Raw genomic sequence first — 15,566 nt, forward strand, 5'->3', positions numbered from 1 at the left:
TCGGAGGGCGAGCGTAGAGCGGGCGGTAATCCGACAACACCCCGCTCAACCTGCCGATTTCCGGTCTCGAACACCTCTGAGGTAATCTCATCGAGCGCCGGAACGCACGGCGCGACGGGCTGTGGCGCAGTTTGGTAGCGCACTTGACTGGGGGTCAAGTGGTCGCAGGTTCAAATCCTGTCAGCCCGACCATAGAAAAACCCCTTCCCACCTGCATGGGAAGGGGTTTTTCCTTATTCCACCAATCGGAGTTTTGGGACCAATTTGGGACCATCTCGGCCCCGCCGGGCTGTCGCAGGGCCTTGACCAGGGGCAGCCAGGAAGCGTGACAGCCGGTCATCCCGGGAGCGGTGTATTCGCACACCTGGATCCCGGCCTCCCGCGCCAACCGAATCGTGTCGGCGGTGCCGGCGGATTCGGCCTGGTGCGGGCCCCATCACCCACGTAAACGCGCCGGCGTCTCGTCGGTGCCGGCGGTGGATGCGGACTCCCTTGCGCGCCACTCTCCACACACCTCCACCAACCGACCCCGCCGGACCCTACATCCTCCGGCACCGTAACAGCGCCTGACAGGCCCCCGCGCAGAACACCGACGAAAACGGCTCCCCGCCGGGGCTGCATCCGATAGAGACGCCCAGGCGTGGGTGGCCGGATCAGCGTCTGGACAAACGAGCATGTCCAGGGATGACCCGATCGAACGGGCGGGCGTTCTGCCCGCTGCGAAGATCAGCGAGATCGAAGATGCCTTCCGTCTCACCGGACAGGCGAGGGAATGGACCCCCCGCGACGTTCAGCGAGATGAGGAATGCCCTCCGTCTTGGTGGACTCGAAGGCGGCAAGAAGATACGGACGCCCTCGATGGTGTGGTCGATCTAGTCCGGACGATCAACGCTGGCCAACTGTCTCCGCCGCGCCCCTCACCAGCAAGGTTACGATCTACGGATGGAGTACTGGGGTGTGGGCATTGTGGCGGCGGGTGCGCTCCCTGCGATATGGAACACTTCAACTCACCGGGCGAGCCGCTGCACCGAAGGCCTCCGGTAACCGGCCGGGGTCAGGGGGTGGCCTGCCGGACCGTCATACGTTTGATGCCGTGGATGAGCGCGCTGTGCCCGTACTCGGGTTTGCCGAGTTCGACCGGCGGAACCTTGGTGATCAGCTCCCGGAACAGATGCTTCAATTCCATGCGGGCCAGCCAGGCGCCGAGGCAGTGGTGGGGGCCGCCGCCACCGAACCCGGCATGGTGGTTGGGTTCGCGGGTGACATCGAAAGCGTGCGGATCGTCGAACGCCGACTCGTCGCGGTTGGCGGAGCTGTAGAACATCACGACCTTCTCACCTGCCGCGATCGGAGTTCCGGCGATCTCGGTGTCGCGGGTCGCTCGGCGGGCGAAGTGCACCACGACGCTGCCCCAGCGGATGAATTCCTCGATCGCAGTGTTCATCCGCCCGTCGAGATCCGCACGCAGCCAATCGATTTGATCCGGATTCTCCACCAACGCTTTGAACGCATGGGAGGTGGTCTGTTTGGTGGTGTCATTGCCGGCGGCGGAGATCAGCACCATGAACGCGCCGATGTCCTCATCGCTGAGGCGGTGCCCGTCGAATTCGGCGTCGATCATCGCGGTCATGAGGTCATTGCGCGGTTCCGCGCGGCGCCGCCGGGCCAGGCCGGTGCCGGCGGAATGGAGGATGCCGATCTGCCGGTAGAAGAACTCGGCGCGCTCCTCGAGACTCGTGTACTCGAGATCGGTGGTACCGAACAGAGCTTCGGTCGCGAACGCGACCGCCTCGCGGTCGGCCTCGGGGATGCCGATCATCTCCGAAATGGTCTGCATGGGCAGTTTCCGGGACACCGCATCGACGAAATCGAGGGTCCCGCCTGTCTGCAGATCGGCGACGAAATCGTCGACGATCCGCGTAGCATTGGCGCGGACCTGCTCTTCCACCCGCTGGATCTGGCGCGGAGTGAACGCCGAGCTGATCAATTTCCGGTAGCGGGTGTGCCGGGGCGCGTCCAGGGCGATGAAGAATTTGGTGCGGTATTCGACATCGGGCGGCATATACCCCAGGGTCGTGCCGTCTTCCGAGGAGAAGATCTCCGGGTTCCGGCTGACCTGCACGACATCCCGGTACCGTGTAACAGCCCAGAAACCCGGATCGGGATCGGCGAAGATCAGCGAATCCGGCGGGGCATGCCAGGTGAGGCCCTCGGCCGCGCGTAACCGGGCGAACGCCGCCTCCCGGCCGTCGAAGTCTCTCTCCCAGAACTCGTAACTGGAGATATCGACCTCGTGATGGGACCGAATGGACGCCGCGCTGCCTGTCTGCGTCATGACCGCCTCCGAACCGGGTGTGTTCTCCCCATGGTGGCACCCCTGGGCGTAGGGGTCTCGGAATCGACCTGGACACCGAACCCGGGCCGGCGGGGAGTGGTCGGGTCGGCGGGGAGCAGGCCGCGCTCGCGAATTCGAATGCCGGCGCAATGACGAATCGAGATGTGCCCATGCTCGGTGAAACCGCGTTTGCCGTCGCCGGCGCGGCTACAGCAGTGGCGACCCGGGTGCCTGGTTCGGCTCGAAGCCCGGGTGCTCGGTCATCTCCTCGTTCAACGCGGTTTCGAGGACTGTTTTGGTGAACTGCTGGAGCAGCCCCTCGTGCCCGGTCAGGGACAAGCCCTGCTCCTTGGCCATCCGGACCAGCTCCACCGCTGCCAGTTGCTCGGCCGAGGGCTCGGCCTTCTTCTTCGCCACAGCATCAAGTGTCGTCATCACGGCACCTTCCCGCTGACCATCGGTCAGCGAATCAGACCGGAAACACCCTTAAACCCACAGTCCCGGTGCAGTTGCGCGGCCCGGGCCGGAGAGCCGGGCAGGGCGGAGTGTTCGGGGGTCATTGCGCCGGTTGGTCCTGGACCCAGCGGAAGCCGGTGCTACGCAGGGTGAACGAATCCGGGTCAACGCGGTGCAGAACCATGGTCACCGAGTGTCCGCCGAGTTCGCCGGTCAGCGTGGCCCGGTCCGGGGTGGTCTGGTCGAAGGTCAGCGCGGCCGGAGATGTACCGCCGACGTCTTCCGCAAGGACTTCGATGCGGTGGGTGTCAGGGTCGACGGTGCCCGGTGCCGTCACGAGTGTGCCGTCCATCAGTCGATACGAGATTTCGCCGATGTGTTCGAATATGACAGTGCGCCACTGGGTGGCGTCGGTCAGCATAGGCGGTGCCAGCTGTCCGTCACGGGTGAACTCCGATACCGACCACATGCCGTACAGGGGTGGCTTCGGACGGTCGGGTCCGACCGCCTTCCAGATATCCCAGGTGAAGTACGTGATCGATACTGTCACCCAGACAGCGAGCGCGACCTGGCACCAGGTAGCGATTCGTTGTGCGCGGGTGGTCCGGAAAGGGTAGGGCGCGGTGGACGGCCCTGCCGTGTGGTTCAGTACGAGCACCTCGGTGAGCCTGCGTGCCTCCGGGGCAAGCAGCAGCATACCCATGAGCAGCAGGTGGCCGGACAGGATCTTCACCGGTACGCCGAAGGTCATGTTCAGGATGAACACCTGCGCCATGCTGACCACGGCCAGAATCGTCCCCACCAGCGCGGTTCGCGGGATGAACAGCAGGAGGCCGGCTGTCAATTCTGCTGCGCCGAGCAGGATCTCGTATGCCGGTGACGCACCGACCTGATTCCACAGCAGCGTAAACGGTGTGAGGTCGCCGACCGGCGTCAGCAATGTCGTGAGAGCAGGTTCGGGCATCTGCGCCGGAATGACCTTGGCCAGACCGTAATGCACCAACTGCGCGGCAACACACAGACGCAGCACCAACAGCAACCATCCGGCCGGCCGCCGATACTCCACGCGCCGGTCGAGCAACGTCCATACCAGAGTGCCGACCAGCGCGATCACCAGCACGCAGAACAGCTGAACCCAGTAGATACCTTGATCGCCACTGCCGTTCATGTACAGGGCCACATCGACGTCGAAGACGGTGTGTCCCACCCACGACAACGCCGGTTCCATCAACCGGACCTGCCAGAACACCGCGTCGTCGGGTAACCGGGCGCCGAACAATCCGGTGAATTCGAACAGCATGACCGGGGAGACCAGGCAGAACAGGCCGAAGTACAGAATGCAGAATCGGAACAGGATACGGGTGAACGGGTTCCAGGGGCGCGGTGCAGGAGCCGACGATTCCCGCGGCGCCGGTCGGGTCGCCGTGGTGGAGGGTGTCCGGGGTTGCACCGAGATCGGAACGGTCCGGTCGATGTTTTTCATGCGCCCACCACTGTGATGCCCCGGACCGAGTGGTCGGCGTCGGATATCGAGACGATGACTTCATCGACGGCGCCATCGGAACCGGAGCGATTCAGGAGCAGGTGCGATCCGGGCAGGACGGCCACCACGCAACCGGCGGAATCTACTTTTGCCATGGTCATCCTTCCGTCAGTGGGAGCAGGATGGTCGCCAGCAAGCGCGGCGTTCGTCCCCCTCCTGGTTCATTCGCGAGCAACGGTTGCACCAGCTCGGCGAAGTTTTGGGCGAAGCGCGCGAACTCCGCGTCGTCCAGGTGTAGCGCCACCTGCTGGTACCCGGCGCCGTCCGCCACCAGATCGATGGACTCCCTGGCGAGATAGCGGGTGAACTCCGATAGCAGGCTGCTGACGAATGCCGTGAAGTATCGTGCGTGCTCCTGCGGAGTAGCCGAGGCCAAACTCTCCGCCGTCGGTGTCACGCCGCCTTCGGGCACCGAATACACCCGCTCGGTCGCGCCGCCGACCTTACGCTCGGCAACCACCTCCAGCATTCCTGCTTCGGCGAGCGTTGAGATGTGCCGGTAGAGCGTGGCCTGCGGCACATCCGGCAATAGACCGGCCAGATCGGATGCAGTTCGGCGGGTCCCGGACACCGAAGTAAGGATTCGGATCCGCACCGGATGCAGTGCAAGGTCCGCCCAACGTTCCGATGATGCGCCCATGACCCAACATTATCATTATCGATAACGAGAATGAAGCGAGTCGGTGGACAACCGGGGCACGCATCCACCGAGTGCCCGCGGGACCGGTTCGTGCCGGTCGAAGACCGGTCGGGGGCCGCCGAAGTAGATCACCGCGTCCGGTGAGCCGATCGCGGGAGCGATGGTCATGATCTGGCCGTGCAGCTGGTCCGCGCCCAGGCCGGTCACCAGATCTGCTGCGGCGCCGTCCTGTTCTGACGGGCCGTCGGCAGGTTGACCACGGTGCGCCCGGCGAGGCGGCGCCTGCGGCCATCAGCCGCTCGGCCTTTTCGGGCGACCGGTTCCAGACAGTGAGCGGGTGTCCGGCCCCCAGCAGGACGAGGGCCGGACACTCCATTTCTCCCGAACCGAATAGTGCGATGGTCGTGATTCTGCGATCTCGTTGCTTACAACAAACGGTCGAATCTCGACCATTGCCGAGATCAAGAGGGCGAGACGTAGGCGACCTCGGCCGGCAGCGCGCGCCGATTGGGCAGCGCCCAGGCCGCGAGGAGGCCGAGCAGGATGAGAGCGGCGGCGACGACAACTGTGCTGCGCAAGCCTTCGGCGCCGGCCATCCGCAGCGCGTCCCCCTCGAGCCCTGTCGTGCCCGCATTCGCGATACCGACGAGGACCGCGAGTCCGGCACCGATGCCGACCTGCATCGCGGTGTTGGCCATCCCGCCCGCGGTGCCCTGCTCCTGTTCGGCGACGCCCGTGCCCGCCGCTGCGTACATGGTCGGGTAGACGGTGCCCATCCCGGCGCCGTAGACCAGGATTCCGACCACGATCGTTCGGTAGGAGCCGTCGGCGACCATCCCCACGGCGAGCAGGGCGCCGCCCACCGCGCCGAGCAGCAGCCCGGCGATCAGCGTGGCGCGGATGCCGATCCGCACGATCAGCCGCTCGGCGACGAAATTCGCGACCGCGATGACCAGCGACAGGCTCAGGAACACCAGCCCGGTGACCAGCGCGCTGTAGCTCCACACGTTCTGCAGGAACAGCGTGAGGAAGTAGACGATGTTCTGCATGGTCGCGCCGAAAACGAAGATAACGGCCAGCACCGGCCCCAGTGCGCGGGCCAGACGCAACGGCATGAGCGGGCTGTCACTGCGCGACTCGATGACCAGGAACGCGGCCAGCAGCGTCACCGCGAGCGCGCCGCCGCCCAGGACAGGCACCGAGGTCCAACCGGATTCCGGTCCCTGCGCCACGGTGAACACCAGCAGCGTCACACCGACGGTCCCCGTGAGCGCGCCGGGCACGTCGAACCGACCCCGATCGCGCGGACCGTCCGCGCGCAGCAGCGGAAACGCCGCCACTACGCCGACCACGACCAGCGGCACGTTGATCAAGAACACTGCCTGCCAGCCGAACGCACTGGTCAGAACGCCGCCGAGCAGCGCACCGAGGCTGAGTCCGCCCGCACCGGCCATCGCCCACACCGCGAGTGCGCGGATCCGCTGCCTGCCCTCCTCGAACATGATGTTGACCAGCGAGAGCGTCGCGGGAAACAGCAGGGCCGCGCCGATGCCCTGGATCGCGCGGGCGGCGATCAGCGCGATCGTCGTGGTCGCCAGGCCCCCCAACAGCGACGCGACACCGAACACCACCATGCCGAGCACGAACATCCGCCGCCGGCCGAGCAGATCCGCGGCGCGTCCGCCCAGCAGCAGCAGACCGCCGAAGAAAATAGCGTAGGCGCTGACCACCCACTGCATGGAATGCTCGGAGAACCCGACGTCACGGGCGATATCCGGCAGGGCGACGTAGATGATCGTGAAGTCCAGCGAGGTGATCAGGCTGGAGAAAGCGAGTAGGGCGAGTGTGGTGGCGGGACGTCTCATGACGGTGTCCTTCTCTACAGCGGGTAGGGGCGGGCTTGGCGGGCATCGTGCAGCGCGCGACCCCACCAGGTGAGCTGGTTGAGCAGCGCGGTGGCGGCCGCACCCGCACCCGCGCGGTCGAGCGGCTGCCCCGCGTCGTCGAACTTGTTCCAGCACGAGTGGAAGCTGACGGTGTCGCGGATCGCGATGGCGTGCAGTTCACCGAACACCTGGCGCAACTGTTCGGCGGCCCGCAGACCGCCGGAGACCCCGCCGTAGCAGACGAACGCGACCGGCTTGGCCTTCCACTCGTCGACGTAGGAATCGATGGCGGTCTTGAGCGCGGCGGGATAGCCGCGGTTGTATTCGGGCGAGACGATGACGAAGGCGTCGGCCCTGGCCAGACGTTTCGACAGGGCCGCGACCGTCTCGTCGGGCCGGTCGAGGTCGGCGGGCAGCGGGGTCTCGGCGAGATCGATCAGGTCGAGGTCGAGCCCGCCGTGCTCGACGGCGTGACCGTGGAACCAGCGGGCGACCGTCGGTCCGAATCGCTCGGTACGGGTGCTGCCGATGATGATCGCCACACGCATGAGATCGGATGCGGGCATCGAGTCTGCCTTCCAGTCGGGTCGTTGTCGTCACGACCTTCGCCCCGGTGGCCTACGCCGTGCCTACAGTCGCCCTACACGGTGCGGAAAGCGGGTCCGTATCGTCACGATCATGCGGTTCGGTGTGCTCGGTCCCTTGACGGTGTGGACGGACCAGGACGAGCCAGTCACGATCCCGGCCGGACAGGTGCGCACGGTGCTGGCCGTGCTGCTGATAAATCGTGGGCGTTCGGTATCGACCGATCGGCTCGTCGAGGCGCTGTGGCCGCGGCGGGTTCCGCGGGATGCGGCGGCGGCGCTGCAGGTCAAGATCTCGCAACTGCGCAGCGCGCTGGCCGCCGCCGAACCGCGTGCGCGAGCCCTCGTGGTGTCCGGGCCCGCGGGATACAGCCTGGACGTGACAGCCGATGCGGTGGACGCAGGCCGCTTCGAGGACTTGCTAGCCCACCTCGACCCGGACCTCCGGCAGCGCGCCGATACCATCACCACCGCGCTCGCGCTGTGGCGTGGCCCCGCGTTCACGGAGGTGGCCGATGCGGAGTTCGCGGAAGCCGAGATCGCCCGGCTGGACGAATTGCGACTGTCCGCGGTGGAATCCCGGGCCGAGGTGCTGCTCGAACTCGGCGAATATGCCGGACTGGTCGGCGAGCTGGCGCCGGTGGTAGCCGAAAACCCACTACGCGAACGCTTGCGCGCGGCACACTTGTGGGCGCTGTACCGAGCCGGACGGCAGAGTGATGCGCTTGCCGGTTTCACCGATCTGCGCACTCGATTGCGCACCGAGCTCGGTGTGGATCCCAGTCCTGAGATCGCAGCCGTGCACCGGGCGATCCTCGCCCAGGACCCGCTGCTCACACCCCGGTCGGCCACCGCGACGAACTTGCCCGGCCAGCTCACCGACCTCATCGGCCGGGCCGAGGCAGCGCGCGACGTGCGGATGCTGGTCGGCGCGCATCGCTTGGTGACCCTCGTCGGGCCCGGCGGTGTCGGCAAGACGCGGCTGGCGATCGAGGCGGCGCGCACGCTGCTCACCGACCACCCCGACGGCGCGTGGTTCGTCGAGCTGGCCGGGATCGAGGCGACCTCCGCCGCGCGCCCGACCATCGTGGACACCATGCACGCGGTGCTGGGCATCCGCGATGACGTCCGCTCCCCCGCCGGCCCGATCGACCAGCTGATCAGCGCATTGCGCGGCAAGCGGGTGCTGCTGGTCCTCGACAACTGCGAGCACCTGGTGGCCATGGTCGCCGAACTCACCGAGCGGCTGTTGCGCTCGGTCGCCGAACTGCGCGTGCTGGCCACGAGCCGCGAGCCACTCGGCGTCGCCGGCGAGGCCGTATATCCGGTCGCCCCACTCGAAGTGCCGCACTCTCCTGCGGATATCGGCCCCGACTCGCTACCGAGATTCAGCGCGATCCGCCTGTTCACCGCACGCGCGACAGCCGCGGCGCCCGGTTTCACCCTCGATGCCGGAAACGTCGCCGCAGTCGCCACCATCTGTCGCCGACTCGACGGAATTCCGCTGGCGCTCGAGCTGGCCGCCGCGCGGGTGCGTGCGCTCGGCGTACGAGAACTGGCCGACCGGATGGACGATCGCTTCGACCTGCTGGTCGCCGGACACCGCGGCGGGCCGAGTCGCCAGCAAACTCTGCGCGCGATGATCGACTGGAGCTGGGAACAGCTGTCCGAGGCCGAACAAGCTGTACTGCGCCGTCTTTCGGTGCACGCCGACGGTTTCGGGCTGGCGGCGGCGGAGTACATCAGCACGATCGGGGAACTCCCGCGCGGGCGGGTCCTCGATCTGCTCGCCCGGCTGGTGGACCGGTCGCTCGTCACGGCGATCGACACCGAGGACGGACCGCGTTACCGGCTGCTGGAATCGGTCGCGCTGTACTGCTCGGAGCGGCTGAGCGAAGCCGGTGAGGCCGACCCGGTGCACGAGCTGCGCAACGCGTATTACGCAGCGCTGGCCGAGCAGGCACGCGACCGGCTACGCGGCGTCGAGCAGCGGCAATGGCTCACGGTAATGGATATCGAGTACGCAAATCTGCGTGCTTCCATCGAGGATTCATCGCGTCGCGGGGATCGTGTCGTCGCGCTTCGGCTGGTAAACGCGACGGCCTGGTACTGGTTCCTGCGCGGGCGCATCGGAGAAGGTGTCCGGCTGCTCGATACGGCGCTGGCCACCACCCGCGAGGCCACGACCGTGCTGGGGGCCAGGGCGAACGGCTGGCGGTCGGCGCTTATGCTGCTCGGCGGCGGCGACGCGGACCGTTCGGGACTGGTGCCTACCGGGCTGGCCGGGTTCGACGAGGTGGACGATCCGGCGGGTCGCGCGTTCGCCGAATGGCTGCTCGCCGAGGTGCTCCTCGGCGGCGGCGACCAGGCGGTCAGCGATACGCTGGCACAGCGCGCGCTCGCCGGATTCCGGGCGGCCGAGGATCACTGGGGCATCGCTGCGGCCCTGAGCAGCGCCGCGCACCATGCCATGCTGCGCGGAGATCTCCCCGCCATGGCCCGCGATGCCTCCGAGAGCGCCCGGCTGTTCACCGATCTCGGCGATCGATGGGGACAGCTGCGCGCCACCGAGTTACTCGCCCGCCGCGCCGAGATCATCGGTGACTACCCCGAAGCCGCTCGCCTGTGCCGCGACGGTCTGTGCCGGGCCGAGGAGCTCGGGCTCTGGCCGCAGGTCGCCGACATGCTGTCCGGACTGGGCCGACTCGCTCTGCTGGCGGGCGATCTGGACCAGGCGCGCCGCCTCCACGAGCGCGCGCTCGAGCTGTCGGTGAGCCAGGGCCACGAGCTGGGCAGGGTCTTCGCCGAGGTGGGTCTCGGCATCGGTGCCCGGCGCGCGGGCCGCCTCGACGACGCCGAACGCCACACCCGCGCGTCCCTGGACTGGAATCGCGAAGTGGGCTACGCGCCGGGCCTCGCGCACAGCCTCGCCGAACTCGGCTTCATCGCCGAACTGCGCGGCGATCCCGAACGAGCACGCGCGCTACACGAAGAGGGGATCGCGGTGGCCCGGCGCACCGGCGACCCCCGTGCGATCGCCCTTGCGCTGGAAGGACTTGCGGGAGCCGCTGCCCTCGTGGGGGATTTCGACCAGGCGAAGTCTCTGCTCGCGGACGCCACTGCGGCACGCGACGCCGCGGGAGCGCCACTGCCGGAAGGAGAACGCGCCGATGTGGACCGCATCGTGGCGGCGATCCGCACGGCCGAGTGACCCGGCGTTTCGGCCGAGTCGTCGCGACAGAGAGCGTGCACAGTTGATGAGAGGGCCACTGACTGCGCACTCGCCGCCGCGCGTACTGTTGCACCATCCGAAGTAACCAACACGGTCACCGGACTGGAGCGTTGTTTGTCGGGGATCCGGATACACCACGAACCCCGGAAGACCGCTGCTCCGAATCCATGCGTGTCCGGGGTCGAACCAGTTCGTCGGTGGCGAGGTCGGCGATGATGCCGTCGGCAGCGGCGCGGGTACCGGAGTGTTCGTCGATGCCCCATTGCTGCATTGATTCAGGCCCCGCACAGTGCGTTACGAAATAGGCTGAACCAGGGGTGTCATGCCTGGTCGGCTGCACGGATTACGTCGGTGTCCAGGCGAAATCGATGGTCACTGCTGGGATTGAACCACACGTCGGTGCCGGCGGGGACGATCTCGGACAGTCGTGAGCCCAGGACGGGCAGCCATCGTGACACGGGTAGGTGTTCACCACCCGTCCGGTGTGTCGGTCGGGTGGCGCCGGTGTGGGTTCAGGGGGTTGAGACTTATCGGCGAGGAAAGTCACGCTGAGCGGGCAGGTGGGTTGGTCGCTGTACGGGCCGTGCGGCTACACGGAGTGTTCGAGGGTTGGGTTCGTTTCCGATTCCAGCTACGGCACGACGGCGCGGACGAAGCTGTCCGGGTTGGTCATGGGGTGGTCATTCATCACGCGCCGAGGACGAGATGGCCGGCACCGAGGAGGGGCATCCCAGACGCAGGCCCGGTGGAACATCTCGGCGGGCACGGCCGGCGGACGGTGTCCCGGCCATGGCATGCCATCGCAGCGTCGAGGGCGGCGCCCGACCGGCGCCACCATGTTGTCCGCACGACAGTGCGCGGCATCGTGCAGCCATGGACGAAACCGCCCGGGGCGTCCCCTTGCCTCTTACCTCGAACGTCCTAGCAACGCCGTCGCGAGGGCGACCTGCGCCGACTCGAGTGTCGACTTGCCATCTTCAATGTCCCATAGTGCGTTCTGCAAAACGCGGCCGAGTGTCCAGCCGGCCGCGCGCTGACGGTCCAAGCCGAGGACCTCGGTCAACTGGTCGAAGCGGCGGAGCACGGTGCGTGTCACGTCACCAGTCGCCACTACCGCATCCCAGCGGCTGTCGAGGGCCGGCCACAGATCGAAGCCGGGGTCGCCGGCAAGCGGTTCGGGGTCGATGGCAAGCCACGGTTCACGCTCCCCTGCGAGGACATTGTCATAATGCAGGTCCCAGTGCAGCAGGCGGTCGCCGGATTCGCCGATCAGTTCGGCCACGGCGGACGCGCACGTGCGCACCAGGCGCCGTTCAGCGGGATCACGCAGCGCCGGCAGGGCCTGTGGGAGCTGGTCGAGCATGGCGGCGGCGACGTCGGCCAGCTGTCGCAGGTCCTTCGGGGCGGGTACCGAGCTCAGGCGGGCCATCAGCTCGGCCAGTATCTGCATGGCCAGGTGATCGTCGGCCACCGATGACAGGGTTCGGGTCGCGTCCAGCCGTTCCAGCAACTGGGTGCCACTCTCCTCGTCATAGTCGAGTAGGCGCACCGCGCCGTTGCCTTTCCACGCCCGCAGACCGGTCACGGCCCCGGCGGTTTCCTCCCGTAGTTGCTGAAATTTGAGGACGGCGGGTGTTCCGTCGGCCCGGAGGACGGGCAGGACCAGCGAGGCCATGCCGTACGCAGCAGGACCGTCGAGCCGTAGCCGCCAGCTGCGCAGCAAGTTGCCGCCGAGGCGAGGCAGTTCGGCGATCCAGGCACGCGCCGAACCCCTGCTCGCACCATAGGACGCGGCGAACGCGTCCGGGACGTCGATGTAGGCCCACATGCTCATGGAAGGGTCTCCTTCGTGGGATCCAGAGTCGGGACGCGACGAACGAAGGAGGTCACGGGGGTTCCCGGTTACAGGGCGCGAGTCAACGCATTCCCCACCCTAACCGAACTCGAAAGTCGCGTAAGCCGCGAGCAGATTTCCCGGTGAGGGCGCGCGACACCACTATCCGGGCTTCCTCATCTGGAGGTTCCTCCGCCCGGACCCAACAGCCGAAGTGGTGAAGCACGCTTGTCCTCTCACCGCAACCTCCAAAGCGGTTTCAAAATTCGCGACCACGCCCCTGCCACTGTGGCCACCGCGATCGCGGTGAATGACCGGGTTGTAGCCGTCCCAGCGCCGGGCCGAGGATCCCGGCCACATAACTGCTGCTGGGTTGCATCTGGGCCTGCCATACGAAGCCGGCCGCCGCCACCGGAGTGGTTGTTTTCGTCCCATCACACTGTGCGAGACGCGATCGTGAGATGTTGGCCGGCCTATGAGTGTTGGGGGTCGTTCGGGTCGGGGGTGAGGGTCGGGCGGACGTGAGCGAGTAGCAGGTCGAGGAAGCGGTCGGGTCGGCGGAAGGCGGCGAAATGGCTTGCACTCTCGATGAGTGCGAACTTCTTGACCGGGGCAGTGACGTCGTCGAAGAACGACTTGGCCGATTCCGGAGGGGTGATGACGTCGTGCTCGCCCTGGAAGAGGAACAACGGGATCGCGAGGGTGGTGCCCTCGGCCCATTCGTCGATCGCGACCGATTGGGGTGCGAGGCATTCGGAGAAACTCATCGCCTTCAGGTAGGTGCCGACCTCACCGAGCGAGTGCAGCGGAGAGGTCAACAGCGAGCCCATCACGACTTTCTTGACGGTATCGAAGGTGACTGGGTCGGAGCTGACCGTGTACTTGTTGTACTGCGACCAGTCCTTGGTGGTCCATGTCGATCGGTCCGCTCCCATGGCGGTGACAGCGGCGAGGTCCTTGTGCTTGCCGGACTTTTCGAGGCGTTCGAGCAAGCCCAGGTAGGCGGTGTGGTCGCGGCCGCCGGCGTTGATGTTCTGGTCGGTGCCGACATAGGCGGAGAACAGCTGCGGGTGACGGCGGGCGAGGCGCAGCGCGACGAACGAGCCGAAAGAACACCCGACCAGCACGACCTTGTCGACGCCGAGCCGGTCCTGCACATAAACCGCGACCTCCAGGGCATCATGTTCGAGCTGCCGCAGACTCATCTCACCCTGACCGTCCGGGCCGGTATGGCCGAAGGTTTTTCCGGCGCCTCGCATATCCCAGCGCACCACGGTGAAGTGATGTTCCCAGCCCCGGGTGCGCGTGGCGTAGATGAGGTTGGAAGCGCCGGGCCCGCCGTGGAGTTCGAGTAGGACCGGATTACCGCGGTGCTCCCCGCGAATCGAAATCCACTGGCCGATTCCGCCGATCTGCACGAATCCGGCTTCGTCGATGCCTTCCGCCGCGGTGATGCGCAGGCGCTGGGAGTGCTTCGTGGCAGGAATCCGCATGATTAACCCTTAAACTGTTTATGCTGCAAACAAGACTGTTCAAGGTATAAACGGACGGGTCTTCTGTCAACTCGATCCCAGGAAAGAGGACTTCCGGCCATGCCCCGCCGTGCCGAGAACAAGCCCCGTGACCTGCGCACTGCTGCCGCACTACTGTGGGGCAAGCCCGACGGGCCCGTGCGCGGACCCAAGCCCGGTCTCACCATCGCAGGCATCACCACTGCCGCAGTCGCCTGCGCTGATGCCGATGGGCTGGATGCGGTGTCGATGAACAAGGTGGGTGCCGCGTTCGGCGTTTCCGGTATGGCCCTCTACCGCCACATCCCCGGCAAGACAGAACTCGTCGAATTGATGGTCGAAGCCGTCCTCACCCCCGGACCCGCGCTACCCGACCCTGAGACGGATTGGCGTACGCGGCTAGTGGACTGGTCACGTCAGCTGTTGACCATCTACTCCACGCATCCGTGGCTGCTCACCGCAACCACCATGCGCCGCCAGCTCCTGGGCCCGAACCAACTCCGATGGATGGACGCAGCTCTGGAGGCGCTGGAATCGGCGGGTCTGCAGGCCACCGAACGCCATCAGGTATTCCTGCTCATCGCCGGACACGTCCGCAACCTCGCTCAGCAGCACGCCGATTTCGACGCCGACCACGCCCGCGAATGGCAGCAGCTCACCAGCGAACTCGTCGACCGCCACGCAGAACGCTTCCCCGCACTGGCGCGAACGCTCACCGGCACCAACCGCCAGATCGACTCACTCACCTTCGGTCTCGACCGCATCTTCGACGGAGTCCAAACTCTCATCGACTCCTCCGACGGCCAGTAGCGAGGGCGTCCATAAAGGGGGATCATTGAACGAACTACCGCCCCAAGTCATCGCCGACCAGCGATCAACGTCGGCACGAGCGTTCAAGAATACATCGGTTTCGAACAAGGAATTCGAAGTGCACCGAGCGTCGGGGGCAGCGCGCGGTGCCAGGTTCGTACCTGGCCGATCCACTTTATCGGGCTGCGTACGGGCCAACCGTGAGTATCTGCGCCGACGTCGCTTCCCGGCGACCATCGAGAGCCCGGCCGATCAAGCCGGGCACCGCCGCCGGCGCGGCTCGCAAGGCGACTGGCCTCCGGCGTTCGGCACAGTGATTTACCGGGATCGCAACACTGCCGAACGCTGTATCAACCAGCTCAAACAACATCGGCCGTGGCGACCCGGTCGGAATGAGCGCGAGAGTACGTCCACGGCAAGGGGTCTTCTCGGAATTGGCTGATGCGGCGTCGGGCCGGCGAGTCCGTTCGCCGGAGGTGTTCTAGGACGAGGCTGCGGACGGGTTCGATATCGGCCAGGAGGCTGTGTCCGGCACCGTGAACTGCCGCGCGCGGCAGGCTCGGACGGTACAGTGCGCTCGGAGAGGCCATGAGCTGGCGGTTTCCTTCGAAATCAAGGGTCTGAAAGTAACAAGATCGTGGTGTAAGCGATACGGAGTCAAAGGGTTCCGGATCCAATCTCGAGGAGACTGCGTGAAATCGACCGTCAAGTACCTGCTCACCGGTGTGGCCGCGA

At 66.5% G+C, this 15,566-nt stretch carries 11 protein-coding genes, 1 tRNA gene and 1 pseudogene; 3 read left to right on the plus strand and 10 right to left on the minus strand.

The window, feature by feature from the left end; genetic code table 11:
• Positions 1–115: 115 nt before the first annotated feature.
• Positions 116–192, plus strand: a tRNA-Pro gene (locus IG75_RS0132705).
• 862 nt (positions 193–1,054) lie between these two features.
• Here the strand turns inward: IG75_RS0132705 and IG75_RS0132710 are convergent.
• The 8 genes and pseudogenes from IG75_RS0132710 to IG75_RS0132745 form a co-directional block, all read right to left on the minus strand.
• Entirely contained in the window at positions 1,055–2,335 is a 1,281-nt protein-coding gene (locus IG75_RS0132710) for a cytochrome P450 (protein ID WP_030525080.1), read from the minus strand.
• Between the two features lie 246 nt (positions 2,336–2,581).
• Positions 2,582–2,773 (minus strand): annotated as a pseudogene (locus tag IG75_RS0132715) (IS256 family transposase); the annotation flags it as partial.
• Positions 2,774–2,891: 118 nt separating this feature from the next.
• Positions 2,892–4,274, minus strand: a complete 1,383-nt coding sequence (locus IG75_RS0132720; protein ID WP_245713394.1) for a DoxX family protein — start codon at positions 4,272–4,274, stop codon at positions 2,892–2,894.
• Entirely contained in the window at positions 4,271–4,429 is a 159-nt protein-coding gene (locus tag IG75_RS39445) for a hypothetical protein (protein WP_156059310.1), read from the minus strand. Before IG75_RS39445 ends, IG75_RS0132720 begins: the two co-directional genes overlap by 4 nt.
• Positions 4,430–4,431: 2 nt before the next feature.
• Complete coding sequence (locus tag IG75_RS0132730) at positions 4,432–4,974, minus strand: helix-turn-helix domain-containing protein (RefSeq protein ID WP_030525077.1); 543 nt, start codon at positions 4,972–4,974, stop codon at positions 4,432–4,434.
• Positions 4,975–4,989: 15 nt separating this feature from the next.
• Entirely contained in the window at positions 4,990–5,181 is a 192-nt protein-coding gene (locus IG75_RS0132735) for a hypothetical protein (protein ID WP_030525076.1), read from the minus strand.
• A 254-nt stretch (positions 5,182–5,435) separates the two neighbouring features.
• A complete protein-coding gene (locus IG75_RS0132740; RefSeq protein WP_036515737.1) occupies positions 5,436–6,839 on the minus strand; it encodes an MFS transporter in 1,404 nt (467 codons plus the stop codon).
• Positions 6,840–6,853: 14 nt separating this feature from the next.
• On the minus strand, positions 6,854–7,426 hold the full coding sequence (locus IG75_RS0132745) for an NADPH-dependent FMN reductase (protein ID WP_030525074.1): 573 nt from the start codon (positions 7,424–7,426) through the stop codon (positions 6,854–6,856).
• A gap of 112 nt (positions 7,427–7,538) precedes the next feature.
• Here IG75_RS0132745 and IG75_RS0132750 point away from each other — a divergent pair, with 112 nt between their 5' ends.
• Positions 7,539–10,655 (plus strand): ATP-binding protein, encoded by a 3,117-nt coding sequence (locus tag IG75_RS0132750; RefSeq protein WP_030525073.1) that lies wholly within the window; start codon positions 7,539–7,541, stop codon positions 10,653–10,655.
• A gap of 928 nt (positions 10,656–11,583) precedes the next feature.
• Here IG75_RS0132750 and IG75_RS0132760 read toward each other — a convergent pair.
• Both IG75_RS0132760 and IG75_RS0132765 read right to left on the minus strand, forming a co-directional pair.
• Positions 11,584–12,510 carry an aminoglycoside phosphotransferase family protein gene (locus IG75_RS0132760; RefSeq protein ID WP_030525072.1) on the minus strand — a complete coding sequence of 309 codons (927 nt, stop codon included), beginning with the start codon at positions 12,508–12,510 and terminating at the stop codon, positions 11,584–11,586.
• Between the two features lie 473 nt (positions 12,511–12,983).
• Positions 12,984–14,003, minus strand: coding sequence for an alpha/beta fold hydrolase (locus IG75_RS0132765; RefSeq protein ID WP_081877282.1), 1,020 nt, complete (start codon positions 14,001–14,003; stop codon positions 12,984–12,986).
• Between the two features lie 99 nt (positions 14,004–14,102).
• Between IG75_RS0132765 and IG75_RS0132770 the strand changes: the two genes are divergently transcribed.
• Positions 14,103–14,831, plus strand: coding sequence for a TetR/AcrR family transcriptional regulator (locus IG75_RS0132770; protein WP_051715410.1), 729 nt, complete (start codon positions 14,103–14,105; stop codon positions 14,829–14,831).
• The last annotated feature ends 735 nt before the right edge of the window (positions 14,832–15,566 follow it).

Source organism: Nocardia rhamnosiphila NBRC 108938 (genome assembly GCF_000720425.1).
Taxonomy (GTDB): Bacteria; Actinomycetota; Actinomycetes; order Mycobacteriales; family Mycobacteriaceae; genus Nocardia; species Nocardia rhamnosiphila.

Coding starts and splice junctions, on each gene's coding strand:
- IG75_RS0132770 (WP_051715410.1), top strand. CDS start 14,103: ATGCCCCGCCGTGCCGAGAACAAGCCCCGTGACCTGCGCACTGCTGCC.
- IG75_RS0132730 (WP_030525077.1), bottom strand. CDS start 4,974: ATGGGCGCATCATCGGAACGTTGGGCGGACCTTGCACTGCATCCGGTG.
- IG75_RS0132720 (WP_245713394.1), bottom strand. CDS start 4,274: ATGAAAAACATCGACCGGACCGTTCCGATCTCGGTGCAACCCCGGACA.
- IG75_RS0132765 (WP_081877282.1), bottom strand. CDS start 14,003: ATGCGGATTCCTGCCACGAAGCACTCCCAGCGCCTGCGCATCACCGCG.
- IG75_RS0132740 (WP_036515737.1), bottom strand. CDS start 6,839: ATGAGACGTCCCGCCACCACACTCGCCCTACTCGCTTTCTCCAGCCTG.
- IG75_RS39445 (WP_156059310.1), bottom strand. CDS start 4,429: ATGGCAAAAGTAGATTCCGCCGGTTGCGTGGTGGCCGTCCTGCCCGGA.
- IG75_RS0132750 (WP_030525073.1), top strand. CDS start 7,539: ATGCGGTTCGGTGTGCTCGGTCCCTTGACGGTGTGGACGGACCAGGAC.
- IG75_RS0132745 (WP_030525074.1), bottom strand. CDS start 7,426: ATGCCCGCATCCGATCTCATGCGTGTGGCGATCATCATCGGCAGCACC.
- IG75_RS0132760 (WP_030525072.1), bottom strand. CDS start 12,510: ATGAGCATGTGGGCCTACATCGACGTCCCGGACGCGTTCGCCGCGTCC.
- IG75_RS0132710 (WP_030525080.1), bottom strand. CDS start 2,335: ATGACGCAGACAGGCAGCGCGGCGTCCATTCGGTCCCATCACGAGGTC.